The sequence below is a fragment of the Hymenobacter sp. B81 genome, assembly GCF_044628455.1.
Classification (GTDB): domain Bacteria; phylum Bacteroidota; class Bacteroidia; order Cytophagales; family Hymenobacteraceae; genus Solirubrum.
Genome location: NZ_JBIYZW010000006.1, coordinates 48,944 through 75,354, shown reverse-complemented (window position 1 = coordinate 75,354; position 26,411 = coordinate 48,944). Strand labels below are relative to the sequence as shown.

The following is a 26,411-nucleotide window of genomic DNA, read 5'->3' as shown; positions in this document are numbered from 1 at the left end:
CAAAGCGCTCTACGAGCGGCTCATGGCCAAAGGCAAGCACAAGAAGCTGGCCCTGATTGCCGTCTGCAACAAGCTGCTCAAGCAAGCTTTCGCCATCGTCAAATCAGGCATTGCTTACCGGCCCGACTTCGCCCAAAAATCCGCCGCCTTGACTTTGAACACAGTTCATGTACAGCCGAGCAAGCCTGATCGCCGTAGATTTCCGCCCAATCGGAGGGGCTGAGTTGGTGATCATAAGCGGCCTGGGGGCCGCCGCCGGGCTGTTCTGCCGATGAACAGCAATTTTAATGTGACCACAATGCCGGAAAGAAACGATTAAAAAAGGAAGGCTTTTGAGTTGATAGCCCCGGTAGCCTGCCGCCAAACAAGGCCCGTGGCCCCGGCAGAAAACCAAGTGCCAGGAGAAGTGTTGCCTCACTCCCTTGCTGCTTGCCCCCGTTCGAGCATCCGGGATCTGTGCTGGCTTTCAGCAGTTTGCGGGCTTCACGAAAGTATTCGGCGGCTTTGCTGCTACGCACGATGAGGAAGGGGCCGCTAACAGGTTCCGGGTAGGTATGAAGGGGAAGCTGCCGCCGTTATGGCCCGTGCTAATTTTGCCGGGCACGTCCTTCCGGGCACATCGCCCTTAGCCGTAAGCTATGGACGCCCGGCGGAATTGGGCCACAGGTGCTGGCCCGGCGCCTAGTGCCGCATCAACCGATGCAGTATATTCGCAGGGCGGCGCGCAGCCAAAAGGTTGGGGAAGCGGGGGCCACTTGGGCCAGTCAACGGGGGACTGCCAGGACGGACGTGTTCTTGCGCATGGCAAAGAGACAGCGCCGCGCCGTGGAAGTTGTAGTCCGCAACCCGGTTGGCGGCAGGGGTTTTCGGAGCCCGAATTACTCGCGTTCGGCCGGTTGCCCCCCGTTTTTAGCTCAACGCCACAACTACTCGACTTACCGGCGCGTGGTCCCGACCAACGACGGAGCGGCAACCCGCCTTGCTCTTGCTCCCGTTCGTAGGCGCCGGCACGCCGTTGAGCGAAAATCATGTTGCTGGTCGGGCCAGGGCCACCGATGAGCTAATGAGCCTGTTTAGAGTTTGTAATCAGGGGGGATTTTGCGTAGCAACAGCACGGTAAAAGCCAGGAAATGAAAGGCCGACCAATTCTCGGCACTGGTTTCAAAGCGCACGAGCAGGGTTTTGAACCCGTCCAGCTAGGCGTTGGTGCGCTCAACAGCCGTGCGCTGCCGGTAGAGTTCGGGGTCAAAATACCGGTCTTCGGCTTCTTCCCGCTTGCCCGACCTGGGGTTGGCGGCGATGTTGGCTTCGATGCCGCGCCGGAAGCAATGCTGGCGGAAGTCGTGGGTGTCGAAGCCGCTGTCGGCGTTGAGAAAGAGCCCTTCAAGCAACAGGTGCGCTTCTTCCAGCAGGGTGCACAACTCCCCGAACGAGGTCTCTATGTCAAACGCGTCGTGGTGGTTGCCAGCCCGCCGTTTTTGGCCGGCGTGTGGCTGCCATCGAGTTGGATGCGGGACAAGTCCAGCCGGCGGCGGTGCAGCCGTACGACGGTGACCCACCGCTTTTTCCAACTCCCGTCTTTGCGCCATTCGTTGAAGTGGTGGTACACCCCCGACCAGGTCAAGTGCTCTTTGGCGAAGAAATGCTTGACCGGTAGTTGCCGCCACTGGCAACCGGTCTTGAGGTTGTACAAAATGGCCTCCACTACTTCCAGCAACTCGGCCTTCCCCTCCGGGCCACGGCTACCCAGGCTCAGATAGAGCAAGAGCCAGATGCGGATGATATCTTTGCGCAGGACTTCTATCGAAGAACGAGGCTTGTGTGGGTCGCACCCCAAATCTCCGACTTCTTTGGGAGTCTTTTTGCGTTTTACCTCCTTCCTGTCCAAACTCTAAACAGGCTCAATATATTTTTTGCGACGAGGTTGGGCAGACTTGCCTTGTGTTGAACCTCCAGTTCAGCCATGCCCTTACCAAGGCCCGCTTTATTTTCCTTCCGTTTATTCTGAGCGTTGCTCGCTTTTCCTTCTGGCAGCCTTCGTAGCGGTTCCGCCAGCTTGCGGAACCCGTGCGGCCGGCCGCTGGCCTGGCCTAGCCCGCTTGGCGCCTTGCCGGCTTGGCTACCCGTTTCCGCTCCATTTATCTGGCCGGCAGCGGCTACATCAGTAACCCGCGCGACGAACAATTCATTTACTCCGGCGCGGCGATGTTTCGACCAAGCTCGTTGGGCAAGTACGTTGTCTGGTCGCTGATGTGGGATACCCTTATCTTCAAAACCACTTGCTTTGGGGCATGCTGAACCCCAGCAACGACCGATCCAACGGTTACGCTCTTAATCTAAGCGTGGCTGGGATTTAGCCCGAAGCTCAGGTTTGTAACGGCGATGCATTCGGCCCTAGTGGGCCCCAAAAGTGGCTCGCCAACGTCTCGCCCCAGCCTGACAATTGGGTGGCTGAAATAGCCATTTCGATTCGCAGACTAGAGCCTGTTATGCACTGCTGCGTCAAAACGAAGCCGTTCCCAGCTTGCCTGAGCAGAAAAGCGCCGTTACAAGCTCCCAAAGGCCCACTTCATTGCAGCAGCGGCGGCGAGCGGCTTCTGCGGACGCTGAGAAAGTGCCTTTTCAGCAGAGTAGTCCATAACAGGCTCTAGGCGACAAGGCGGGGCAAGCTGAATGGCGGATACACATTGGGTGCATCGACACCTGGTTGACGAGTATTCGACCTGGTAGTTCGTCCTGCACAGCTTTCGCATCGGGCAGGTGGACATCCCGGCTCCGCTTCTGGTTGAGGAAGCCCCGTGCCGCCAAGCCAGCAACGCTCCTGTGCTTCCCAGACTGACAAAATTATTCCACAAGGTTTATAGGCCTGATTCTGCGCCGACTAAACGCGGGAAAGTCTAAAAAACCGGGTAGCAAATCGTTTCGGTTAACGGTACCAACCCAGCCTGCAAGACTGCCCAAAAACCCGTCACGTCCATGAACTGCGCTCCGCCAAAAGTTCGTTTTTTCATTAACCCATGCTTGTCCGTTCTCTTCTCTTGCGCATTTACCATATGAAAGCCACTCTACGCCCCCAAGCACCTCGCAACGGATGGAACAGGCGATTAGGCGCTTCTGGGTGCATCATCTTGCCAAGTACAACACAAAGTTCTATATAGCGGCTTAGTGAATAGGTCGGCCGTTTGCCACCAGCAGCCTTAAGCGCATAGTTGAAACCGTATTCGCTTGGCCTACGTGCCCGCGTGTGGACTGCCTGCCGTGAACCGGGTGCTTGCAAGGCCGCGTTGGCCCGCCGTGGGGCTATACAGCTAGTCACTTTCGGGCCTTGCAGCTTGGTCACCAATATGCAAGACCCGAGAGTGGCTAGCGCAGGGCGCCTAAAGGCGGCGGCCATCTATGGCCGAAGGTGACCATGACGCACAGCTTGCCGACTTGACGCCTCACATCATCATGTGGTGGGAACAACTGCAACGCAACACTCAATATGCGAGTCAATGCAAGAAACCTGATTGTAACAAATCAATGAGCCAACAGCTGCGGTTTCCCCTTTTTCCCTTTCTAACGGCCGCTTTGTGCCTGAGCGCCTTCACCCCTCCGCCACCTGCCCCCGATGATTTGGCAACGCTGAGCGAAGAGTTCAGCGACGCAACCGGCCTGAGCCGTTGGAAGCAATTCCACGAAGCCGAAGGCTGGCCCAGCATGGTAGCCCGCGCGGACATCGGCCGCGCCGCCAAAGGCCATCTCTACCTGGAACCCACCACCAGCGGCTGGTACGCCGATTTCCACGGCGCCTTCATGTACAAGGAAATCACCGGCGACTTCTTGGTGACTTCGCGGCTTAAAGTCACCGGCAAAACCACCGAGCTGCCGGCCACCACCTGGTCCTTGGCCGGGCTGATGGTGCGCGAAGCCCGGCCCACCGTGAAGCCCGCCAACTGGCAGCCTAACGGTGAAAACTGGCTGTTCCTGACCGCCGGCATCGCCGAGCCCGCCGGCCAGCCGGTGTTCGAGTCGAAGACCACCGTCAACAGCCGCTCCAACCTGAAGCTGCGCCCGGCCAAGGCCGGCTGGGTGGAGTTGGGCATCCTGCGGGTGCGGGCGGCTTTCGTGCTGCTTTACCGCTACGAAGGCGAGCAGCAGTGGCAGGTGCATGAGAGGTTTTTCCGCCGCGATATGCCCCGCACCGTGCAAGTGGGCCTGAACGCCTACACCGACTGGTACTCGGCCCGGCAGTACCACAACGACCCGCTGAAGTTCAATACCACGGTAGTGACCAACGGCAAGCCCGATCTGGCCCTGCACGTGGACTACGTGCGCTTTCAGCGGCCCAAGTTCCAGCCCGCCACGCCCTATTCCGACGGCAGCGAGCTAACCGACTACACCATGGCCAACGAGCAGCTGCTTAAAGCGGTCAATTTGTAGGCAAAAGAGGTTATATGTTTGAACGGTTGCTTACACTTCGGTCGAGCCGCAACAGACAGCAGTAAATTTGGAGCCTCAAGGCCGGTTGAGTCCGCATGGTATGAGCATGCCAATTCGCCTAGGGCGGAGTTGAACAATTCCACTGGTGCTTAGCCCCCATGGTCTCGGCCATGCCGCTGTAAAAGACTATACCAACCCCGACTAAATAGCTCCAAAACTTGACCTTGCATTCAAGTCCGTTGGGACTTTAATCATTGAAATAAGTGCAAAAACTGCAAAATAACTGAGGTAGCAAGGCCGCAGATGGCCTGACTACTTGTTATATGCTTTTCTCCTCAAACTTTTCACAGGACTAACCATGAGCATTGAGCAAATTGGCCTCGAAGCCAAGCTGGTTGAGCAAACCCCTAATTTCCTTATTCCTTCAGCAATCGTATTCGATTTGGGTGGTGTGCTCCTTGATTGGAACCCACGGCATCTTTACCGGCAGCTTTTCAACGATAAGGCCAGTATGGAACAGTTTCTCGCCTCTGTGTGTACACCGGCATGGAACGATGCGCAAGATGCCGGCCGGCCACTAGCCGAAGCGACAGCTCAATTGGTGGCCGAGCATCCGGCACACGCAGCCTATATTGAAGCCTACTACAACCGGGTAGATGAGATGTTCGGTGGTCCAGTTCAGGGCACTGTAGCCATTCTAGAAGAACTTCGTGCCAGCGGCCGGTACTCGTTGTATGCGCTAACGAATTCATCAGCCGAGACCTTTCCGCATGCGTTGCGCCTATTCCCTTTCCTAGACTGGTTTGATGGCATTGTTATTTCGGGGGAAGAGAAAACGCGCAAACCATTCCCTGAAATTTATCAGATCCTTTTATGTCGCTATGGGCTAGAGGCCAGGCGCACGGTGTTCATTGACGATAACCCCACTAACGTGAAGGCTGCCATTGCACAAGGTCTGTTGGGCATTCATTTTCGGTCGCCTGAACAGCTGCGCACGGATTTGAAAACATACGGTGTATTGAAATGACGAAGCCGATGGTTTTCCCTTTATCACCATAGCGCATACCAGAATACATTGGTTTTGGGAACGTTACGCCCGCTCACTTTACCTGCTGGTTGTGGTAGCCGCAGCGGTCAAANAACATACGGTGTATTGAAATGACGAAGCCGATGGTTTTCCCTTTATCACCATAGCGCATACCAGAATACATTGGTTTTGGGAACGTTACGCCCGCTCACTTTACCTGCTGGTTGTGGTAGCCGCAGCGGTCAAACCTGTTACGCGCTTCTTGGCTGCTGATCCAAGTGACAGCCTCTTCCAGGGCCGCTCGAGGGCCTCGTAGCTGCGGCTCTGGGCCTCCCGGGGCAGGCTTGGAGCTTGCTCCAAGCCTGCCCCGGGAGGGGGCGAAGTCGGGCGAGTAGTGCGGCAGGAACACGACTTCGACGCCGCACTCTGCCAGCCACGGGCGCAGGTCGTTGAGCCGGTGAGCCGGCATGTTGCCTGGGACACCAACCAGCATATCGCCCGGCCGCAGCACGGGGGCCATTCAGTGGCTGACGCAAAAGGCGAAGCTGCGCTTGGTTAGGCCCCTTCCAGCAACTGGACTGCTTCGAGCCCGCGCACGTAAAACGCCCCGCCCATATTCTGCTGCCGACCCCGGCGCAGCGGCACGGTCTAGCCGCCGCTACGGCCGTTCGGGGCCCAGCCTTAGCGGCGGCAGTAGTCCAAGCGCAGGCCGGTCTCGTTCAGGAAGTGAAGTCGCGCCGCGTCCGGGCGCGGACTGAGGTGGTCGGCTAAGTCTGGACAGAATAGGGTTGTATCTTTCCTTCGTCATGCAAGACCCGCCCAAACCTGACAAACGCCGCAAGTACGACGCGGCCTTCCGCGCCGAAGCCCTGCGCTTGGCCGCGCAGAGCCGCTCGGCCCAAGCCGCCGCCCGGGCGCTCAACATCGACCCTCAACGCATCTACTAGTGGCAGGAAGCGGCCCAAACGCCGGTTGCAGCGGCCTTGGGGCCGGCCACGGCAGCCGAGCAGCGCCAGCTGCGGGCCCAGGCCTGGCGGCAGGCGCAGGAGCTGGGGATTTTACAAAAAGTCATTGCCATCTTTTCGCAGACGCCGGATCAATGAGCCGTTACCGCTTCATCACCCAAGAACGCGGCCACTACCCCGTGCGGCGCCTGTGCCAGGTGCTGGGCGTGCCGACCAGCGGCTTTTACGCCTAGCAGCCCGCCCAGCAGCGGGCGGTGGGCAGCCCTGAAACGCCGGCCTGGGAGACGGCGCTGGTCAAGGTCTTGGGCGTGCACAAACGCCGCAGCGCTACCCGCCGGCTGCGGGTGGCGCTGCGGGAAAAAGGTCACCGGGTGGGCCGCCAGCGCCTCTAGCCCGGCCATGCGCCGCCGGGGCCTGCACGCGCTGCAGCCCCAAGCCTTTGCCCCGCGCACGACCCGGGCTCGGCCCACGGTCTGCGGTGCGCGCCCAACCGACTGCTCGGCCAGTCTAGGCCCACCCAAGCCAATCGGGTGTGGGTCTCGGACATCACGTATTTGCCGCTCGCTAGCGGTGCCTGGGCCTACTTGTGCGCCTTTCAGGACGCGTGCAGCAAGCACGTCGTGGGCTGGCACGTAATCACCATACACGCGCAGCTCGTGACCACGGCCTTGCGGCGCGCCTTTTGGGCCCAACCGCCCGCCCCATGGACCTGGTCGGTCATTCCGACCGCGGCGGCCAGTACTGCGCCAACGCCAACCGCTAGCTGCTCCACGCGCACGAGCCGCCCGCTCGCAGAGCCGCCGCGGCGAATGCTACGACAACGCCCAGGCCGAAAACCGGCTCCTGGTTTTGGGCGCCTGTGGTCCGGGCTCAAAACGGAAGTGCTCGAACTCCGGGAGTGGCCTGTTTTCGCCGACCTGGCCGACGCCCAGGCCAGCGTCGCCGACTATTTTGACTAATACAATCGCGACCGACTGCACTCCAGCATCAACTATCAGGTGCCCTATCGGGCTCCTCAGCAACTGCTTCAAACTACTGCCCTAAACTGTCCTGCCTAAGCGGACCACCTTAGTCTTGTATTAAGCACATAATGACCGCGGCAGGTCCATCGACTTCGCCAAACAGTCTTAGTGGTCAACTCATCATTCATAGGCTAGCAAAAGGATAGCAGGCGTACTACGTTCCGCCAGTGGGGTCAGTGGGCAGCAAGGGCCGATTCACCGGCACAACTGCGGCTCGATACATTAACTGACAGCGTCTGAAATTTCAATTTCCAGCAGAGTTAATACTACAGCCAAGTCCACGCTTTAGAACGTTGCCTTAGGAGCACCAGGCGTTACCCGCTGCCATTTCGCCACCCAAATGTGGCGAGGTAGGACCCGGCGACCTCTGGCCTACATGATGATGTGATAGGAGGCAACTTTCTGGATACCTGCCACGCCAATGCCCCAACATCACAAACTCCGCACACAAACCCTTCATACATGAGAACCCTATTTCTGGGACTATTGCTGTTGGGCAGCACCAGCCTCGCCGCTACGGCACAGGTTAGCCCATCGGCCAAGCCAGCAAAGCCACTCGATCGGCAAACCTACAACCTGCACGCCGGCGAAAACAAGGTCGGGTACGCCCAAGCCGTGTTGGTGGGCAAAACGCTGCACATCTCCGGTACCGTGTCGCAGGGCAGCACCATGGCCGAACAGGTAGAGGGCATCTATAAAGTCTTCGAGAAAACCCTCGCCCACCACGGCCTCACATTCCAGCACGTGGTGCGTGAAAACGTGTACGCCACGGATTTGACAGCGTTTACCCAGCAGATCGAACTGCGAAAAAACTACTACAACGGCATTTACCCGGCCGCTACCTGGATGGAAATTAAGCGCTTGCTGATGCCCAACGCCCTGGTGGAAATTGAAATGACCGCGGTCAAACCCTAAGTGCTTTTTCCTAAAAGGCCACCATGCTAGGTCTGGCTCCGCGCGCCTTTTTATCAGGCATCCCACAAAGCTGCTCGAGGATCAGGTATTCCGAACTGCAGTCATCATGAAGGTCCTTTGGCTGACCTCGAGGTCCGCTTCATTTTCTTCTACTTTTTTCCACTATGGAAACCCAATTACACGCTCAACCGTTCCGCAACGGGTGGCAAGAGATACTACGCGCTGCTATGCGCGCAAAACAATGGGCCTCGGTGTGCTTGGCTATGCTGCTCTGTTCGCCGTTAGCCGTACAGGGCCAAACCACCTCCTTGAGCGCGGGAGCCCCTGTGGCCACGGCTGCCGGAACCATTACGGTCACTTATTCTGTGACGTACAACACCACGACCAGCACGGCGAATGCTGCTCATTATATACAGTTTAACCCGTTTGGGTCTTCTCCTCCCGTGCTGCCGGGCTCGGTAGTCATTACCGAGGGCGCGATTCCGGGCGGAACCAGTTATACGAACTTTACTTACGTCAACGGCCGGATCGTATTTAGCCCCCGCACAATCAGCAACTCTGTCAGCTATACCATCGTGGCCACGCTGCCCAACGGTGCCGCGGCCAACACCACCCTTAGCGCATCGGCCGGGGTTTCGGCACCGAACAGTCAACTCAGCTTCAGCAACATCGTTTCGGTGACCATCCCCAGCTATGCGCCGCAGGCCCAAGCCCTTTCCACGTCGGTCAGCTACCGGGCCGCCGTGCGTACGCGCCTGCCGGCGCTGGCCGCTACCGACGCCAACGGCGAGGCCATCACCCGCTACGCGCTGACCATCCCAAGCACTACCCTGGGTACATTCTACCTTGGCGAAACGAGCACGGCCGCGCTGAGCGGCACTGTTGCTATTGCCCCGACCGAGGCCGGCAACTTGTTTTTTCAGCCCGGCGGTACCCTGCCCAGCGGCAGCAACGCAGCCAGCATCAGCGCTACGTACACGGCCAGCTCCGGGCCGGCAAACAATACATTGACCTCCCCTGCGACAGCCTACTCGGTTACGGTAACGGACTCGGCGCCGCGGGCCAACAACGACGCGGTGGCTACCCTGGCCAGCACGGCCGTGGCCATCCGCGTGCTGGGCAACGATACCGACGGCGACGGAACTGCGGACATCAACGTGGGGTCCGTTGAAATCAACAACGTCAGCAACGGCTCGGTTTCGGTGAACAACAGCACCGGCGTGGTCACCTTCACACCCGCGGGCGCGGCCGACGGCTCTTTTACGTACACCATTGCCGATGCGCGGGGGCAGCGCTCCACCCCTGCGACCGTGACGGTCGGCATCACAACCGCCACGGCTGACGTGGTGGCGCGCCTCACCGCCCCGGCCGGCGGCACGGCCCCGGCCGGCAGCTTTGTCACCTACGCGCTCACCTTGCGCAACACCGGCAGCAGCACCGCTGCCCGGGTGGCGGGCCGCATTCAGTTGCCGACCGGGCTAGCTAATGTCACCGCTTCCAACAACCAAGTGTACGATCCGAACACCGGGCTGGTGCAGTTTTTCCCCGTTGACCTGGCCAGCGGGGCCGAGCGTACACATGCCGTGACCTTGGTGACGCCGGTTGGCGGCACCCTGCTTGTGACGGGCTCCAGCACGAGCAGCGGCACGGCCGACCCCGACCCCGCCAACAACGACGGCTCCCTGGCCGATGCCCGCGTGACGACGACCATCACCCAAGTGGCCGACGTGGCCGCTACGCTGACCGGTCCAAGTGCGGCCGGACCGAGCGTCGCCACCGTGCTCAACATCACGGCCGTAAACCACGGCCCCTCCACCGCTACGGGCGTGGTGCTGCGGGCCGTCATTTCGGCGGGGCTGAACAACGTCGGGGTTTCGGGCGGGGGCAGCTACGACCCCAACACCGGCATTATCACCTTGCCCGCCATCGGCAGCCTGGATGCCCGCGTTTCGCGGGGCTTCACTGTGCGCTTTACGGCCCCGGCCAACGGCACCATTACCGGCTCGGCAGCGGCCAGCAGCACCACCGCCAACGGCGACCCGTTTGCCGGCAACAACGACGGAAGCTTTTCCACCATTCAGGTGCGCGTCAGCAACACGGTAACGGCCCGGGACTGCTTGCCCGACGTGCCAGCTGGTACGGTCACCACCACGGCCAACCAGCAGCTCAATACCTACTACCCGGGCGAAGGCACGGCCCAAGCCAACACTAACACGCTTAGCGTAGGGCCCCACTTGGCCACCACGGGCGCCGCCAGCATCGGCCCCGGCGACTTAGTGCTCATCATGCAGATGCAGGGTGCCGACATCAATGCAACCAACTCCGAAGCCTACGGCGACGGTTCCTTGACCGGGAATGAGGCAGTCAGCGGCGTGCTAAGCGCGAACTTGACGGCCGGCAACTATGAGTACCGCTACGTAGCCGCCAGCTCGGCTACGGCGGGCGCTCAAGGGGGGCAACTCACCTTTACGCAGCCGCTGACCCATACGTACGTCACCGCCCCGGCCACGGCCTCGGCCGGCCAACGGCGCTACCAGGTTATCCGCATCCCGCGCTTCAACAACCTGACCCTGGGCGCCCCGTTGGCCCCCCCGGCCTGGGATGGGCAGACGGGCGGCGTACTGGCGCTGGAAGCCAACGGCCTGCTCAACTTCAACGGTCAGACCATCGATGCCAGTGGACGCGGCTTCCGCGGGGGCGCCGGCCGGCAGCTCGCGCGCACCGGCGGCGAGGGCACGCCCACGACCACGGACTTTGCACAGCCTAGTTCGGTCAACGTGCACGGCTCGAAAGGGGAAGGCATTGCGGGCACGCCGCGCTACGTGAACAACGGCGGCAACGGTGCCACCGACCTGGGCAGCGAAGGCTACCCGGGCGGGAGCCACGGGCGCGGCGCCCCCGGCAATGCCGGCGGCGGCGGCACCGACGGCAACATCAGCAACAACGAGAACAACACGGGCGGCGGCGGCGGCTCCAACGGGGGCTCCGGCGGCCAGGGCGGCAACGCTTGGGGTTCGGCCACCGCGACGGGCGGCAACGGCGGCGCGCCCTTCCTGGCCGCCAGCCCCAGCCGCGTCGTCATGGGCGGCGGCGGCGGGGCCGGCACCACCAACGACGGCACCGGTACCCTGGCCGGCGGGGTGGCGCCCACCACCCCGGGCTTTGCTTCCAGCGGCACGGCCGGGGGCGGCATCGTCATCATCAACGCCAACCAAGTGAGTGGCACGGGCATCATCAACGTGAGCGGAGCGCACAACACTGCCACCGTGCTCAACGACGGCAGTGGCGGCGGCGGAGCGGGTGGCACGGTCGTGCTGCTGGCTAGTTTCAACGCGGGCGCTATTACCGTACTGGCCAACGGCGGTACCGGTGGCTCCAACACGGGCGATGGCAGAGGCTCTCACGGTCCAGGTGGCGGTGGCTCCGCTGGGGTGGTGTACACTTCCTCGCCCGTCACCGTACAGGCCCAACCCGGTCAATCAGGTGTGACCAATCTCACCTCGACTAACGGTAGCGTCAGTTTGGCTTCGGCCTACGGAGCCAGTGCCGGTACCCAATTCAGCAGCGCGGTGCGCAACAACCTGACGCAAGGCGACTTGCCCAACATCACCCGGGCTGCGAACAACTGTACCTCGCAGCCGCTGCCCGTAGTCCTTGCCCGCTTTGACGCCAAAGCCAAGGGGACCACGGCGGTCCTAACGTGGAGCACCGCCCAGGAACTGAACAACGCCCGTTTCGAGGTGGAGCGCTCTGCGGACGGCCTGCGCTATGCGCGGGTGGCTACGCTGGCGGGTCAGGGCACCACGGCTCAGCCGACGCATTACACCTACACCGACCGCCTGGGCGCCAAACTGGCACCCCAATACTACTACCGCCTGCGGCAAATCGACGTCGACGGTACGGCTGACGTTTCGCCCGTGCGCGTGGTAGTCTTCGGGCCGCATTCCGCACAGGTGACGCTCACGCCCAATCCGGCCTCGCGAACCGTGTTACTGGACTTGAGTGCCTTTCCGGAGCACGTCTACACCATCACGGTAACCGATATGCTCGGACGCCAGGTGCTCACGCAAACCCTGGACCGCATGGGACCGGTACCGATTGCCATCGATGGCCTGCGCGCCGGTGCCTACCTGCTCACCGTCGGTGGCCCTGCTACCCACGTAGTGAAACGCTTCATCAAACAAGACTGAACGCATGTAAACCGCCGCTAGCGGACAATGCCGCCACCCTGGGAACATGCAATGAGGCTTGCTTAAAAAGCTGGTTGAGTTAGCCAAAAAGCACCTCAGAACGTCACGCTGAGCTTGTCGAAGCATCTCTACCGCTTCATCCGGGTGTCGTTCGGTAGAGATGCTTCGACAAGCTCAGCGTGACCATTGTTATTAACTCAAACAGCTTCTTAGCCGAACCTTGTGCTGGCGCCAGTGCCCAGCCCGACCGTCCTACCAGTGGTATAGATGGTTTTTGCGTGCTGCAAGCATTTGTATTCATTTCAGTTTTGCAATGCCTGCTGCTTGCTGCGCGTCTTTGACGCTCCAATCCTTCCCCACAGTTTAGAATCTAACCCTTCGTGTCCTAACCCACCCGAATCCTCTGACCAACAGGTCCCGTCCGGCGGCCTCTCGCGCCGAGGCTTCCTGAAAGGGGCGGGCCTGACGGCCGCCAGCGGCGTCGTGCTCAGTACCGGTCTGGGTTCTTTGGCCGAAGCCGCGCCCGCCGAGCCGGCGGCCCTTGGCCCGGGCCGCACGGGCATTAGCTTCAAGGTCAACGGGGAGCGGCGCATGGTCAGCATCGAGCCGCGCCAAACCCTGGCCGAGGTACTGCGCGACGAGCTGCACCTGACCGGCACCAAGGTGGTGTGCAACCGCGGCGCCTGCTCGGCCTGCACCGTCTGGCTCGACGGCCTGCCCGTCAACAGCTGCATGACCCTGGCCGTGGAAGTAGGCAAGCGCGAAGTCACCACCGTGGAAGGGCTGGAGCGGAACGGGCAGCTGCACCCGGTGCAGGCCGCCTTCATCGAGCACGACGCCCAACAGTGCGGCTTCTGCACGCCCGGCATGGTGATGAGCTGCGCCCCCTTGCTAAAGCGCAACGCCCAGCCCAGCCTGGAGGAGGTGAAAGCCGCTCTGAGCGGCAACCTCTGCCGCTGCGGCACCTACCCCAAGATCTTCGAAGCCATGCAGGCGCTGGCGAAGCGCTGAGCAGTGAGTGAACAGGCCTTCGCCGCTGAATTACTTACTCCCCCGGCATGCTTCACGGCTTATCTTCCTTGTAAATCGTCCCCATGGCGAGCTACCGTAAACTAAAAAAAGGGGCTAAGAAGGCCGGCAAGTTCGAGCTCCTGAAAGCGGCGCTGGCCGCGCCCGTACCCGGACAGGCGCCAGCGACCAAGCGGCTCACCCTGCCCGTGGGCGTACCCGGCGTCAACCTGAAGCCGGTAGTGCGCGAGGTGCCCGCCGACGAGCCGCCCGCCTTGCCGCTCAACAAGGACCTGAACGTCATCGGCAAGCGGGTACGCCGCCTCGATGCCCGACAGAAGGTCACCGGCCAGGCCCGCTACACCTACGACGTGCACCTGCCGGGCATGCTCTACGCCCGCATGCACCGCTCGCCCCACCCGCACGCACGCATCCGCGCCGTGGATTCGAGCGCGGCCGAGCGCTACACCGGCGTGCAGGGGGTGTACCTCATCCAAAAAGTAATGGGCACGGCCGTGGAAGTGCGCGACCCGCAGCACGCCAACCCCAAAGTCGGGCCGGAGCCCACCGGCAGCCAGTTTCCCGTCATCCGCTACGTAGGCCAGCCCATCGCGGCCGTGGCCGCCACCTCCCAGCAGGCCGCCGACGAAGCGGCCCGGCTCATCCGGGTCGAGTACGAGGTGCTGCCCTTCGTGGTGGACCTCGAGCAGGCCCGGCAGCCCAACGCGCCGCTGGTCTTCGGAGGGCGGCGGGTAAACCAAAACGAAACCGCCGGCGGCGGCGGGGCCGACGCCGCCCTGCCGCAGCAAGGCAACGTGCGCGGCCCCAACCCCGGCGGCACCCGCGGCGACGCGGCCAAGGGCCTTCAGGAAGCGGAAGTCATCGTCGAAGGCGAGTACCGCACCCAGGTGCAAACCCACTGCCCGTTGGAAACCCACGGCGTGGTGGCCGACTGGAAACCCGAGGGCTTAACGGTCTACATCTCGACCCAGCACGTAAGCGGGGCCCGCAACGAGTTTGCCGAGTTGTTTTCGCTGCCGGCCAGCAACGTGCGCGTCATTACTGAATTTATGGGCGGGGGCTTCGGGGCCAAGTACGGGGCCGGGAACTACGGCGTGGCCGCCACCAACCTGTCGAAGCAAACCGGCCGGCCCGTGCGCCTTATGCTCGACCGCCGCGAGGAACACCTGGCCGAGGGCAACCGCCCCAGCTCCCTGCAGCGGCTGCGCATCGGCGCCAAAAAGGACGGTACCCTGACCGTTCTGGAGCAGACCGCGTACGGGTCGGCGGGCGTGGGCCTGGGCGCGGGCGTGGGTTGGATAGCCGTTGAAATGTACCAAACCTGCCCGAACACCAAAGTAGCTCAGTATGACGTGCTGACGCACGCCGGGCCGGGGGCCGCGTTCCGGGCGCCCGGTGCCCCGCAGGGCGCCTTCGCGCTGGAGCAACTCATCGACGAGCTGGCCGAACGCGTCGGGCAAGACGCACTGGCCCTGCGCGACAAAATCGACGCCAGCGAAATGCGCCGTTTGCAGCGGCAGATCGGAGCGGAAAAGGTGGGGTGGAAGCAGCTGCGAAAAGCGCCGGGCGCATCGCCCGGACCCGTCAAACGCGGCATCGGCGTGGCTCAGTCCGAGTGGGGCCGCTACATGGCGCAAGGCGTGGGCGTGGAGGTGCGCATCCACCGCGACGGATCGGTGGCCCTGATGTCGGCTGTGCAGGACCTGGGCACCGGCACCCGCACCATTCTGGCGCAGGTGGTCGCCGAAGAACTCGGGTTGCAACCGGCTGATATCACCGTGCGCATTGGGGACTCCTTGCACCCGCCCGGCCCGCCTTCGGGTGGGAGCATGACAACGCCCTCTATTACGCCGCCGGCGCGCAACGCTACCTACAAGGCAGGCCAACAGCTGCTGGCCCTGGCTGCCCCGGTGCTGGGCGTAGCGCCCAGCGAACTGCTGTTCCAAAGCGGGCGCATCGTGGTGCAAGGAAATCCTGCCAAGAGCCTGAGTTTCAAGGAAGCCGCGGCAAAGTTGCCGACCGACCAAATTTCCGCGCTGGCAGAACGCAAAGACAATTACGGCACCATGTTCGGCCGCTCGGGCGGGGTGCAGTTTGCCGAAGTCAGCGTGGACACCGAAACCGGCTACGTGAAGGTGGAGCGCGTAGTGGCCGTGCACGACTGCGGCCGCCCGCTCAACCCGCTGCAGCTCGAAAGCCAGATCAACGGCGGCGTGATTCAGGGCGTGAGCTGGGCCTTGTACGAAAACCGGCACATGGACCGCAACTACGGTTACATGATGAACGCCAACCTCGACCAGTACAAAATTCTGGGTGCCCGCGAAGTGCCCCAGATCGAGATTCACCTGGTGGAGGAATACACCGCCACCTCCAGCACCGACGCCCTAGGCATTGCCGAATCGGCCAACGTGGCCACGGCCGCCGCGGTGGCCAACGCCGTCTACAACGCCATCGGGGTGCGCATCCGGGAGCTGCCCATCACGCCCCAGCGCATCCTGCAAGCCCTTTCCGCCCAAACCAAAGCCACTGGCCGCCTATGAACGCCTTTGAATGGATGGACGCCCAAAGCGTCAAGTAGGCCCACGGCCAGCGCACCCTGCTGGTGTCCGACGCCATGCTGCCGGCCTCCAAGCCCGCGTCGGCCGCTGTCTACAAAGCCGGCGGCGTGGACTTGCTCGACCTGATGAAGGAGTACCTCCTGCAGCCCGCCCGGGTGGTGAGCGTGCTCAACTTGCCCAAGATGAGCAGCATCACCGAAAGCAAGGACGGCGTAAGCCTCGGCGCCCTGGTGACCCTGGCTCAGCTCGAAGCCGACCAGACCTTGCGCCAGCGCTACGTCGCCCTCGCCGAGGCCGTGGCCCACGCGGCTACCCCGCAGTTGCGCAACGCGGCCACGCTGGGCGGCAACATTCTGCAACGCCCGCGCTGCTGGTACTTCCGCAACGAGCATTTTCAGTGCCTGAAGAAAGGCGGAACCAAGTGCTTCGCCAACGAGCCCGGGGCCGAGAACAAGTACCACGGCATCATCGGCAACCAGACGTGCTCGGCCGTGCACGGCTCCAGCGTCAGCACGGCCCTTGTGGCCTACGGGGCGCAGGTGGAGCTGCAAGGTCCGCAGGGTGTGCGCCGGGTGCCGCTGGAAAGCTTCTTCGTGCGCCCCGAACAGGACGTGCGCCGCGAAACCAGCATCCTGCCCGGCGAGCTGATTACCGAAGTACTGCTGCCCAAGCCGGCCGCCGGTACGGGCGCCTGGTACATCAAGTTCGGCGAGCGGGAAAGCTACGACTGGGCCACCGCCGACGTGGCCGTGGTGCTGGAGCAGGAGGGAAGGCGATGCCACCGGGCCAGCATCGTACTGGGCGCCGCTGCCCCGCTGCCCTTGCGCGTGCCGGCCGCCGAAGCCGTGCTCGTGGGCAAGCCCGTGACGGAAGAAACGGCGCGCGCGGCTGCCCTGGCCGCCGTGGCCGACGCCACGCCGTTGGAGCAAAACGCCTACAAAGTGTCCGTCTTCCAGGCCATCGTGCGCCGGGCCATCCTTAAAGCCGCTGGTCTGAGCTGATGCAATTCATTCCCGTGGACCTCGTGCCCCAGGCCGGCATCTGCCGCTACCTGCGCAGCAAAACAGGCTTGGGCACCACCGAAGGCGGCGACGAGCCCTGGCTGCTGGTTGACGCGCTAACGGCTACTTCGTGGTGCCTGCGCACCATGGAGGCATTCGGACCCGACGACGTAGCCGAAGCGGGTCGCTGCCGTGCTGGCCGGGAATGCTTTGCAGCGGGCGACCCAGCAGTACGATCCCAATATAACTTTCCGTTTATTATGCTTTCATTTCTTTGCCGTGCCCTGCCCGGTGCCGGCTTGTTGTTGCCTTTTCCCTACGCCCTGCTGGCTCAGACCGCCGATTCTACCGGCGCGGCCCGACGCTTCGAATTGGGCGTGGTGGAAGTCATCGGCCGCCGCGACACCGATACGGTGGGCTTCGCCCAGAACCGCCTCACTGCCCTTGACTTTACCCGTCACCAGCGCCTGGAGGTGGGCCGGGCCCTGAACCTGCTGCCCGGCGTAGCCCTGGCCAGCACCGGCCCGCGCAACGAGTCCATCGTGTACCTGCGCGGCTTCGACCTGCGCCAGATACCCGTGTTCCTCGACGGCGTCCCGGTGTACGTGCCCTACGACGGCTACGTGGACCTGGCCCGCTTTACCACGGCCGACCTGGCCGAAATTCGGGTAGAGAAGGGCTTTGCCTCGCTGCTCTACGGGCCCAATGCCCTGGGCGGGGCCATCAACCTGGTGTCGCGGGCGCCGGCCAAGCCGCTGGAGTACAGCGCTGCGGCGGGCACCTTCAGTGGGCGCGGTGCCAACCTGAGCGTCAACGTCGGCGCCCGGCGGGGCAAATTCTACGCCCAGGCCAGCGCGGCGCGGCTGCGGCAGGAGTACTACCCCTTGTCGGCCGATTTTGCCGACACCCGCCGCGAGAAGGGCGACCGGCGCGACAATGCCGACCGCGCGGACACCCGCTTCAGCGGCAAAATCGGCTTTCAGCCTCGCCCCGGCGATGAGTACACCGTTGGCTACGCCATCCAGCAGGGCAGAAAGGGCCAGCCCGTGTACACCGGCGCCGATCCGGCTTTCAGCCGCCCGCGGGTGCGCTACTGGCGCTGGCCGAAGTGGGACAAGGAAACAGTGTATTTCCTCTCGCGCACGAGCCAAGCCAACGGCGCAGCCTATTTCAAAACGCGGGTCTACTTCGACCGCTTCGCCAACGTGCTCGACGCTTTCGACGACTCAACTTACACGAGTCAGGCCCGGCCCTTCGCTTTCCGCAGCTACTACCGGGCGTACACCGCGGGCGGCTCGGCCGAAGCGGGCCTGACCACGCTGGCCGGCCATACCCCGCGCCTGGCCGTGCACTACAAGTACGATCGGCACCGCGAGTGGAACCGGGGCGAGCCGCCGCGGCAGTTCGCCGACGTGACCACCTCCGCGGCGCTCGAAGACGTCTGGCAGCTGACCTCGCGCTGGCGTCTGGCCGCAGGCCTGAGCTACGACTGGCGCGCCAGCCACGGGGCCCAGGACTACAACAGCACCACCCGCGAAATTACCGACTTCGCCGCCAACGACAACGCTGCCTTTAACCTGCAGGGCGGCGTGTTCTACACGCCGACCGCAGTTGGCCAGCTGCGGGCTTCGGCGGCGCGTAAGACGCGCTTTGCCACCCTCAAAGACCGGTATTCCTACCGCTTGGGCCAAGCCCTGCCCAACCCCGACCTGCGGGCGGAAACCGCCCAGAACTACGAACTGGGCTACACCCGAACGCCGGGCAAGGCTCAGCTGGGGGTGCAGGCCAGCGTGTTTTATAGCCGGCTTGACGACGTGATTCAGCAAGTCAATAACGTGCAAGGGCAACTGTTTCAACTTCAAAATACGGGACGGGCGCGCTACTACGGCGGCGAAATTGCGCTAAACCAGCAACTGACGTCTGCCCTGCGCGCGGAGGCCAACTACACTTACCTCCGCCGCGAAAACCAAACCAACCCCGAGCTGCGCTTCATCGACACGCCCGCCCACAAGGTGTTTGGCTCGGTGCAGTACGCGCCCTGGGACCGGCTTAGCCTGCTGGGCAGCGGGGAGTGGAACTCCGACCGCTACAGCACCAGCGGCGGGCTGCGCGTGGGCGGCTTTGCGGTGTTCAACGCCAGCGCCCGCCTGCGTTTGATCGAAGGCCTGACGCTGGAAGGTGGGGTCAACAACGTGCTCGACCGCAACTACGCCCTTTTCGAGGGCTTTCCCGAGGCCGGCTGCAACTTTTTCGTCAACCTGCGCTACCAATCGCGCTAGTAGGTCAAATCGATTAGGTTGTCGGGTAAAGTCGTTTGAGCTTAGTGCGGGCTTGTTCGGTAGTAAACTGCCAATTGGTGGGCGCCCCGCGTTGGTTTCGTTCCGTCTGCCACGCCAAGCAGTGGCGCGCCAGCGGGTCGTGGTCGGCTACCCGCTCGGGCAGGCCGTGGGTGAGCAGGGCGGCAAACTCGTTTTCGGCCATGTTGAGCCAAGAGCCGTGTTTGGGGGTGAAGACGAACTCGACGCGCTGAAATAGGGCATGGGCGCGTTCGGGCGGAAAGACCTCGCAGAGCGCCGCGGGCTGGTGGGCCGAGAGGTTGTCGAGCACCAGGGTCACGCGCTCGGCGGTAGGGTAGTCCTGCTCCAGCAGGCGGGCCACTACGCGGGCGAAGGTGAGCCGGTCGTGGCGCGCTTCGGGCTGCACGCGTCGCCAGCCACGCAAGGGCTCGTGCAGCAGGTAGAGCTGCACCACGCCGTGGCGGTGGTACTCCGCGTCGTAGCGGGTGCCGCCGTCGGGCAACACGACGGACGTACGGCTTACGCGGATGAGTTGCTTGGGCGACTCGTCCAGGCACATGATCGGATGGGCCGGGTCGTAAGGCCGCTGGTAGACGTCCAGCACCCGCTCCACGGTGCAGGCGAAGGCCGCTTTCTGCGACGGGGCAATCACCCACATCTGCCGCTTCCACGGCTTGAGCTCGTTCTTTTGAGCACGCGCCCGACCCCGGCCGCGCTGGCTGCGAGCAACACGTCGGGCGCCACCAGGCGCTGGGCCAAGAGCTGCAGCGTCCAGTGCGGATGCCCGTCGGGCGGGGCCGAGCAGGCTGCGGCCACCAGGTGAGCTTCCACCTCCCCGGTGTACTTGCTGGCCGGCCAGTGCTGGCGTGGCTGCCCGTGCAGGGCCGCTTCCACGCCCGCTTCGCAGGCGCGTTAGCGCAGGCGCTCGAGCGTGCGCACGCTCGCCCCGTAGGCCTCCACCGCCTGCATGTCGCTCCAGCCCAGCCCGTTGTTGGCCACGGCCAGCAGGCACTGTGCCCGCACCACGACCACGCTCTTGGCCCGGCGTTGGGCCACTATCGCCTCCAACAGCGCGGACTCCTCCGCGCTCAAGGTTAATCGGTACTGCTTCGGCATCGGTTCAGGAGTTACACCCGTCAAAATAACCGATTTGATCTACTAGTTTACTTTACTGGACGATTGGCCCGTCATCTAACACTTAGGTTTTTCACACGAATGTGATACGGCCTTTAATTCACGTCGGGGTTGGTGCTGGGCACCTTCCCTACGTCATATTTAACGCACGCAGGGGGCGCTCCTATCAACGTCTACAAGTCGCTAGGTACGTTGCTCGGGGCCTAGCTACTGCATTGATTGTAAGCTGCCCCGCCTAATAGGCTAAGAAAAAGCAGAGGAAAGGGAGAAATCTCACTTCCCACAGCCCCATTCCATAGGGTGTTCAAGTGAAGCACAATTTAGTAGCATCCTGCGCCAGCAAGGCCAGGGCTAAACCGTGGCCCAGATTTGCCGAAAGCACGGCCTTGGCAAGACCACCTTTTACCAGTGGAAAAGCCCGTACTGCGGCCTGGAACTGCCCGATCCACAACACCTTGGTGCACCCGGAAGAAGGAAGCCACCGGCTCAATCGGTTGATGGTCGACTTGAGCCTGGAAAACGAATCGACCAAGGAGGAACTGCCAAAAAATAGTGGCTCCAGCCACGCGGCGCGGAGTGATCTTTCGCTCAAGTACACGGAAAACATGCGCCGTCTTACAACGACTTTTCAGTTGGCCTTCTTGCTGATTACGTATTGCTGCCCTCACAGGGAAATCGTGAATCCATTATTTGTTATAAATCATCCCCTGGTTGAGTACTTATCTTTGTTCTCCGCGCCCACCGCTTGCCCTAGGAGCTGTTCTCGATTGAGGTACAAAGTGGTGACACGTAGCGCCAAGAAGGCTTCGTAGGAACTATCGAGTTGGTCATAACGGGTGGCCAGCCGCCGGAAATGCTAGAGCTTGTTGATCGTCTGCTCAATGTGGTGCCGCTGGGCGTAGGTAAGCGGGTCGAAGTGGGGCGGCTGCCGCCGAGGCGGGTTGGACTTGATGACGGCTACGGCGCCGGCGGAAATCTGCGTCCGCAACGCGGCGCTGTCGTAGGCCGCGTCCGCCACCACGTGCAGCCACGGCGCCCCCGTGCGACCCAACTAAAGCACCGCCTCCACAAAGCCGCGCGTGTCACTCGCCGTCATACCGCGGCAGCCGGCCTACCTGGGCAACAACGGCGACAACTCGGCCCACATCTGGTCAGTCAACCACGTCCGGTCTGCATTCATGCCGTTTGTAACCATGCGGCAATTGAGAACAGTTCCCAGCCTTGGTTGAGAGTTTCGTCGCAGCGGTAAACCGTCTCTGGTCCTTGTTCGATATTCGGCTGCAACAGTGGCGCACGGCCCCGCTAGCGCTTTCGGTAAACCTGTCACCTGTCATAACATGTTTGCACCGTCTGCCGGAGCAAGTCGAGGCGGTGGGTCATTTCTATGGGCGTCAGCGAGGCAAAGCCGAGCCGGAACCCCCACTGCCCCGTGGCGAGCTGGTGGCGCTCGCCGGTGTAGGACAGGCCCAGCTGCTGCCCGTGCGCGACGACGCGGAGCAGGTCAATGTCGGGCCGCCAGCAGGCCCACAAGGCCAATCCGCCCGCCGGCACGGTGACGGTCAGCCAGCCGTCCAGCGCGGCTTGCAGGGCTTGGACACATGCATCGCGGCGGTGCCGGTAGTGTTGGCGCGCACGCTTCAGGTGCCGCGTCAACTCCCCTTCGGCCAGCAGCTCCGCCACGGCCTCCTCCACCAGCGCGTCGCCTTGCCGGTCTACCAGCCGCCGTTGGGCGCTGAGTGCGGTAACCACGTCAGGGGACGCCACCACATAGCCCAGCCGCACGGCGGGCGACAGCGCCTTGCTCAGCGAGCCCACGTAGACCACCCGCCCCTGCCGGTCGGCGCTGGCCAGCGGCAAAACCGGGCTACCCTCGTAATGGTAGTCGAAATCGTAGTCATCTTCCAGGATGATGAAGTCGTGCGCGGCGGCCAGGTGCAGCAGCTGCATACGCCGGGTTGCAGACAGCGTGACGGTTGTTGGGTAATGATGGTGCGGGGTAAGGTAAAGCAGTCGTACGCGCTGCCGCTGGCAGAGCGCGGCCACGTCCTCTACGCAGAGGCCGTCGCCGTCCAGGCGCACGCGCTGTAGACGAGCCCCCCACTGCTCAAATATGTCTTCGGCGGAGCGGTAGCCGACCTCTGCCACCACCACAGTGTCTCCGGGGGCCAAGAGCAGTTGCGCCAGCAGGTAGATGCCCATAATGCTACCCCGCGTGGTGAAAATGTGTTCGGGGTCGGCGGGTACGCCTCGGGTGGCGCGCAGGTACTGGCTCAGCTGCCGGCGCAGGTGCAACGACCCGTTGGGGTCGGTATAGCCGAGGTATGTCGGGTGCACCAAGCGCTTACTGGCACGGCGATAATTGCGGGCCAGGGCCGGCAGCGGAGCCAGGCGGCTGTCGGGCGAGCCGTCGTCAAGCCATTGGGTATGGGGCGTGGGCCACCATTCGCCGGCAATGGACGAGGGGGGGAACGAGAAGCCCGCCCGCGGTGCCAGTTGCCCTGGAGCAAGCGACAAGGGCTGCGGGCCTAGGTCCGGTAGATGCGGACTCACCCGGGGCGCCCGCGCTGGGCGCAGTTCGACCCAGCCCTGCACGGCCAGTTCCTCGAAGGCCACGGCCACCGTCTGGCGGTGCACGCCCAGCAACGTGGCCAGCGTCCGGGCACCGGGGAGGCGGCTGCCCCCAGGCAGCAGGCCTTGCTGCATCAAGTGGATCAGGCCCGTGCTCAGTTGCTGGGTAAGCGTGGCGGGGGCGTGGCGGTTGAGCACCAGCAGGGTTTGGTAAGGAAGCATCAACGGGACAACTGGCTGGGTGCTATTTCACAAACTGGACTATGCCAACCGGCCAGCAATCTAATAGGTTTGTGGCGGTTGACTTCTAACCAACATTCGGCCTATGCCTGCGGTCCTACTTCCATTCCCCATTCAATTCGTGCTAGCAACCGAGCACGTTCGGTTGGAGCCTTCCCTTGCAGTCCACCGACTTCGCAGAGCTGTACGCCGTGGCCGCCGACCCCAACCCCTGGGAACAGCACCCGACACCCGACTGCTGGCAGCGAGCGGAGTTCCAAGCGTTGTTCGACGGGGCACTCCAGAGCGGCGCCGCTTTCAAGATAGTGGACTAGGCCACAAGCGCGGCGCTAGGCAGCACGCGCATCTACGGTTACACCACGGCCGACAACAGCATCCTGGTTGGGGCACCTTTTACAACTGGGCTGGGGCACCAGCCTAAACCCAGCGATGAAAGCACTGCTGCTGGATTACCTATTCCAGTTCGTGGACATCATCCGGTTCTAGACTAGATCGGGGCCAACAACCGCTGATGTCAAATCGCCATTGGGCGGCTGGGGGCGACCTAGGTGGCGGAGGAGGTACTCTACTACGGCGAACAAGCTATAAGGCATGCGGTGTATGCATTGCAAAGCAAAGTTGGCTGACGCGGCTCCAGCCGAGCCAGACGAGCAAGATGTAAATCAAAACAAACCCGATGGCTCCTCCCGCCGCAAGCGGTAATTTTTTCCTTTGCCCTTCCCTGCAGTATGCATATCCCAGCGACTTATCGCATAGCGGACCGCACCGTAATGGTGTCCTTCATGAAACGTTACAGTTTCGTCACGCTGGTCAGCCTAGACCGCGGCGTGTATATGGACAAGTACCTACCGTTTGGCCTGGACACGGACGGTCCGCAGCTTTTTCTCTCGGCCGGCCCACCCGGCCCGCACGAATTCACAATGGCGAATACTGCAGGGCCAATAGGTGCCGGTGGATTTCACCGAGCCTCACGCTCTACGAGCAGCGCGGAAGCATACCGAACTAGGATTGCGTAGCGGTGCATGCCTACGGCACCGCCCGGGTGTTAGAATTCGCAGCCGCAACAAAACAGGCCCTGCTAATACCTGATTGCCATCCCCAAGCTCGCCTAATTGGCACAGGGGGACGCATTACCGCCAAAGTACAAAACCGGTATGGCGCCGGTCCTCGTTGCTCTCGGGGTGGAGGTAAAGAACTAGCGGGGCAAGATAAAGCCAGCGTTTGCGCTTTTTGCGCCCCACGAACGTCCACATTTCGTCCAGTCCCAATTCTTCCACCGAATGCGCACGTCGTCAACCATGCGCCGGTGGAGCCGAGCGGGCTTTTTTTGCCAGCTTCGCGACGCTCATGCACGCCACGCCCGTCAGGCGCACAATGGCCCGCTACGAGACGCGCTCAAGCAGCAGCTTTTCCACCGGAGCGTACTGGGCCGCTTTGCGTGGGGCGGCCGGCTCGAACACCGCCTGGTAGCGGCAGGCCGTGCACAGGTACTTGGTTTTGCCCTTGCTGTAGCCGCTCTTACGCACGGCCGTGCTCCCGTATCAGCCACAATTCATCGTCGTTTGTATGATGCTCCCCTATACGGGGAAAACCATCCCTTAGACTACCGCCCCATAATCAACTGGACGCGTACGTAATACATAGTTGGAGAACGGCTGCAGCAGCAGGGCTGCTAAGGATCTGCACGCCTCCGTATCGCCCTATGTACGAGAGCCGGCGGTGCGCGCCTGTCAAGTTACCGGTTAATCTTCCCCACAATGTAGCTTTCTTCATGCAACGCTTGATCTGGCCAGCCCTGATGCTGGCAATCTTTCTGGTCCTGACTTCTTTCTTTATGCAAAGGTTGAGTTGGCCAGCCATGACGCTGACAACCTACTTCGCCTTGACCTCCTGTTTCGCGAGCGAAGCGACCAACGCTGCCTCGACGGTTGCAGCCAGCGGCGATGACCACGACGGCGTCTATGTCTACTCCTGCGTCATGCACCCAGAGGTGACCAGCACCAAAGCCGGGGACACATGCCCGAAGTGCAGCATGAACCTGGAGCACACCGGCCGGCCGGCCGGTAACGGCAAGACCTACCGCATGGACTTCAGCGCGCAGCCGGCCCAGCTCGCTGCCGGCCAGCCGGCCACGCTCTCGTTCCGTCCCATGGTCCAGGGCGAAGACCAAACGCCGATGCCGCTGGCCGTGGTACACGAGAAGAAAATACACCTCATCATCGTGAGCAAGGACTTGTCGGAATTCTTCCCCGAGCACCCCAAATTCAAAGCCTCGGGCCGCTACGACTTGCCGTTCACCTTCCAAACCGGCGGCGAGTACGTGCTCTACCAGGACTACACGCCCGCTGGCGCAGGCCACCAGCTCGGCCGCCAGGAGGTAACCGTCGCCGGCCCGCCCAAACCAGCGGTCGAGTTTTCGAAAGACCAGATGCAGTGGAGAGCGAACGGCTACCAGGCCACACTGGCCTTCGACAAGCCGCTGACTACGGGGCAGCTGCTGGGCATGCGCATCGGCATCAAAAAAAACGGCCAGCCGGTGACCAACCTGGACAAGTACCTGGGGGCGCTCGGCTACGTGGTCGTCATCAGCGAGAATACGAAGCAGTACCTGCACATGCACCCGAACGACCAGACCGATAGGGGCCCGAACATCAGCTTCAACACCAGCTTCGCGCAGCCGGGCTTGTACCGCGTGTTCCTGCAGTTCAACCACGACAGGCAGATCCGCACGGGCAACTTCACCATCCACGTCGCGCCGGCCGCGACCTGATTGGACCAGTACACAAAGTGCCTAGCCGAAGCCTGGGATAATGGCCAGCAGCAGGACGGTATTATGGGTTGCCTGATGGCCCAATCTATGCCGCAACCGACTACGTCGGCCCGAAGTTCAGGCCCTTGTGGAGCAGAAAATGGAACGGGTGGGGTGAAGCAGCATCGGATACTGAGACTTGCGAGGAAGCTGCGGCTCCGCGCGCTTTATGTCAGGAGCAGCGCTGACTACATTGTTTGTCTACAATTCTTCTGGCGATAAGCATATGACAAT

General features: G+C 62.4%; 19 protein-coding genes and 2 pseudogenes. 13 read left to right on the top strand and 8 right to left on the bottom strand.

All coding sequences use genetic code 11. The features are described from left to right. Positions 1-139 (top strand): annotated as a pseudogene (locus tag ACE191_RS21720) (IS110 family transposase); the annotation flags it as partial. Between the two features lie 1,057 nt (positions 140-1,196). Here the strand turns inward: ACE191_RS21720 and ACE191_RS21715 are convergent. Both ACE191_RS21715 and ACE191_RS21710 read right to left on the bottom strand, forming a co-directional pair. Next, positions 1,197-1,391 (bottom strand): hypothetical protein, encoded by a 195-nt coding sequence (locus ACE191_RS21715; protein ID WP_400194350.1) that lies wholly within the window; start codon positions 1,389-1,391, stop codon positions 1,197-1,199. Positions 1,392-1,438: 47 nt separating this feature from the next. Then, complete coding sequence (locus ACE191_RS21710) at positions 1,439-1,765, bottom strand: transposase (protein WP_400194349.1); 327 nt, start codon at positions 1,763-1,765, stop codon at positions 1,439-1,441. A gap of 1,850 nt (positions 1,766-3,615) precedes the next feature. Between ACE191_RS21710 and ACE191_RS21705 the strand changes: the two genes are divergently transcribed. The 10 genes from ACE191_RS21705 to ACE191_RS21660 all read left to right on the top strand — a co-directional run bounded on the left by ACE191_RS21705 (position 3,616) and on the right by ACE191_RS21660 (position 19,408). Next, complete coding sequence (locus tag ACE191_RS21705; RefSeq protein ID WP_400194348.1) at positions 3,616-4,422, top strand: hypothetical protein; 807 nt, start codon at positions 3,616-3,618, stop codon at positions 4,420-4,422. Between the two features lie 358 nt (positions 4,423-4,780). Next, entirely contained in the window at positions 4,781-5,449 is a 669-nt protein-coding gene (locus tag ACE191_RS21700; RefSeq protein ID WP_400194347.1) for an HAD family hydrolase, read from the top strand. Positions 5,450-6,255: 806 nt separating this feature from the next. Next, complete coding sequence (locus tag ACE191_RS21695; RefSeq protein WP_400194346.1) at positions 6,256-6,396, top strand: transposase; 141 nt, start codon at positions 6,256-6,258, stop codon at positions 6,394-6,396. Between the two features lie 491 nt (positions 6,397-6,887). Then, positions 6,888-7,373, top strand: a complete 486-nt coding sequence (locus tag ACE191_RS21690) for a DDE-type integrase/transposase/recombinase (protein ID WP_400194354.1) — start codon at positions 6,888-6,890, stop codon at positions 7,371-7,373. Positions 7,374-7,898: 525 nt separating this feature from the next. Beyond that, complete coding sequence (locus ACE191_RS21685; protein WP_400194345.1) at positions 7,899-8,351, top strand: RidA family protein; 453 nt, start codon at positions 7,899-7,901, stop codon at positions 8,349-8,351. 575 nt (positions 8,352-8,926) lie between these two features. After that, positions 8,927-12,541, top strand: a complete 3,615-nt coding sequence (locus tag ACE191_RS21680) for an Ig-like domain-containing protein (RefSeq protein ID WP_400194344.1) — start codon at positions 8,927-8,929, stop codon at positions 12,539-12,541. A 267-nt stretch (positions 12,542-12,808) separates the two neighbouring features. After that, positions 12,809-13,552 (top strand): (2Fe-2S)-binding protein, encoded by a 744-nt coding sequence (locus tag ACE191_RS21675; protein ID WP_400194343.1) that lies wholly within the window; start codon positions 12,809-12,811, stop codon positions 13,550-13,552. Between the two features lie 83 nt (positions 13,553-13,635). Next, a complete protein-coding gene (locus ACE191_RS21670; RefSeq protein WP_400194342.1) occupies positions 13,636-16,110 on the top strand; it encodes a xanthine dehydrogenase family protein molybdopterin-binding subunit in 2,475 nt (824 codons plus the stop codon). Positions 16,111-16,172: 62 nt separating this feature from the next. Then, positions 16,173-17,129, top strand: a complete 957-nt coding sequence (locus tag ACE191_RS21665; protein WP_400194341.1) for an FAD binding domain-containing protein — start codon at positions 16,173-16,175, stop codon at positions 17,127-17,129. 260 nt (positions 17,130-17,389) lie between these two features. Further along, positions 17,390-19,408 carry a TonB-dependent receptor plug domain-containing protein gene (locus ACE191_RS21660; RefSeq protein ID WP_400194340.1) on the top strand — a complete coding sequence of 673 codons (2,019 nt, stop codon included), beginning with the start codon at positions 17,390-17,392 and terminating at the stop codon, positions 19,406-19,408. A 13-nt stretch (positions 19,409-19,421) separates the two neighbouring features. Here the strand turns inward: ACE191_RS21660 and ACE191_RS21655 are convergent, their stop codons facing one another. The 5 genes and pseudogenes from ACE191_RS21655 to ACE191_RS21635 all read right to left on the bottom strand — a co-directional run bounded on the left by ACE191_RS21655 (position 19,422) and on the right by ACE191_RS21635 (position 23,350). Further along, positions 19,422-20,201, bottom strand: a complete 780-nt coding sequence (locus ACE191_RS21655) for an IS630 family transposase (RefSeq protein WP_400194353.1) — start codon at positions 20,199-20,201, stop codon at positions 19,422-19,424. Then, positions 20,129-20,323, bottom strand: a pseudogene (locus ACE191_RS21650) (IS630 family transposase); the annotation flags it as partial. The pseudogene ACE191_RS21650 and the gene ACE191_RS21655, both read right to left, overlap by 73 nt. Positions 20,324-20,338: 15 nt before the next feature. Continuing rightward, positions 20,339-20,482, bottom strand: a complete 144-nt coding sequence (locus ACE191_RS21645) for a hypothetical protein (protein ID WP_400194355.1) — start codon at positions 20,480-20,482, stop codon at positions 20,339-20,341. A gap of 934 nt (positions 20,483-21,416) precedes the next feature. Continuing rightward, positions 21,417-21,611: a hypothetical protein gene (locus ACE191_RS21640; RefSeq protein ID WP_400194339.1), complete on the bottom strand. Its 195-nt coding sequence runs from the start codon at positions 21,609-21,611 to the stop codon at positions 21,417-21,419. 272 nt (positions 21,612-21,883) lie between these two features. After that, positions 21,884-23,350, bottom strand: a complete 1,467-nt coding sequence (locus ACE191_RS21635; protein WP_400194338.1) for a PLP-dependent aminotransferase family protein — start codon at positions 23,348-23,350, stop codon at positions 21,884-21,886. A gap of 176 nt (positions 23,351-23,526) precedes the next feature. Between ACE191_RS21635 and ACE191_RS21630 the strand changes: the two genes are divergently transcribed. Beyond that, on the top strand, positions 23,527-23,682 hold the full coding sequence (locus ACE191_RS21630) for a hypothetical protein (protein ID WP_400194337.1): 156 nt from the start codon (positions 23,527-23,529) through the stop codon (positions 23,680-23,682). A gap of 1,068 nt (positions 23,683-24,750) precedes the next feature. Here the strand turns inward: ACE191_RS21630 and ACE191_RS21625 are convergent. Next, a complete protein-coding gene (locus ACE191_RS21625) occupies positions 24,751-24,894 on the bottom strand; it encodes a hypothetical protein (RefSeq protein ID WP_400194336.1) in 144 nt (47 codons plus the stop codon). Positions 24,895-25,226: 332 nt separating this feature from the next. Between ACE191_RS21625 and ACE191_RS21620 the strand changes: the two genes are divergently transcribed. Further along, entirely contained in the window at positions 25,227-26,138 is a 912-nt protein-coding gene (locus ACE191_RS21620) for a heavy metal-binding domain-containing protein (protein WP_400194335.1), read from the top strand. The last annotated feature ends 273 nt before the right edge of the window (positions 26,139-26,411 follow it).

Excerpts from the sequence above, each read along its gene's own strand:
- ACE191_RS21700 (WP_400194347.1), top strand. The coding sequence starts at position 4,781 with ATGAGCATTGAGCAAATTGGCCTCGAAGCCAAGCTGGTTGAGCAAACC.
- ACE191_RS21695 (WP_400194346.1), top strand. The coding sequence starts at position 6,256 with ATGCAAGACCCGCCCAAACCTGACAAACGCCGCAAGTACGACGCGGCC.
- ACE191_RS21685 (WP_400194345.1), top strand. The coding sequence starts at position 7,899 with ATGAGAACCCTATTTCTGGGACTATTGCTGTTGGGCAGCACCAGCCTC.
- ACE191_RS21675 (WP_400194343.1), top strand. The coding sequence starts at position 12,809 with ATGGTTTTTGCGTGCTGCAAGCATTTGTATTCATTTCAGTTTTGCAAT.
- ACE191_RS21670 (WP_400194342.1), top strand. The coding sequence starts at position 13,636 with ATGGCGAGCTACCGTAAACTAAAAAAAGGGGCTAAGAAGGCCGGCAAG.
- ACE191_RS21660 (WP_400194340.1), top strand. The coding sequence starts at position 17,390 with ATGCTTTCATTTCTTTGCCGTGCCCTGCCCGGTGCCGGCTTGTTGTTG.
- ACE191_RS21635 (WP_400194338.1), bottom strand. The coding sequence starts at position 23,350 with ATGCTTCCTTACCAAACCCTGCTGGTGCTCAACCGCCACGCCCCCGCC.
- ACE191_RS21620 (WP_400194335.1), top strand. The coding sequence starts at position 25,227 with ATGACGCTGACAACCTACTTCGCCTTGACCTCCTGTTTCGCGAGCGAA.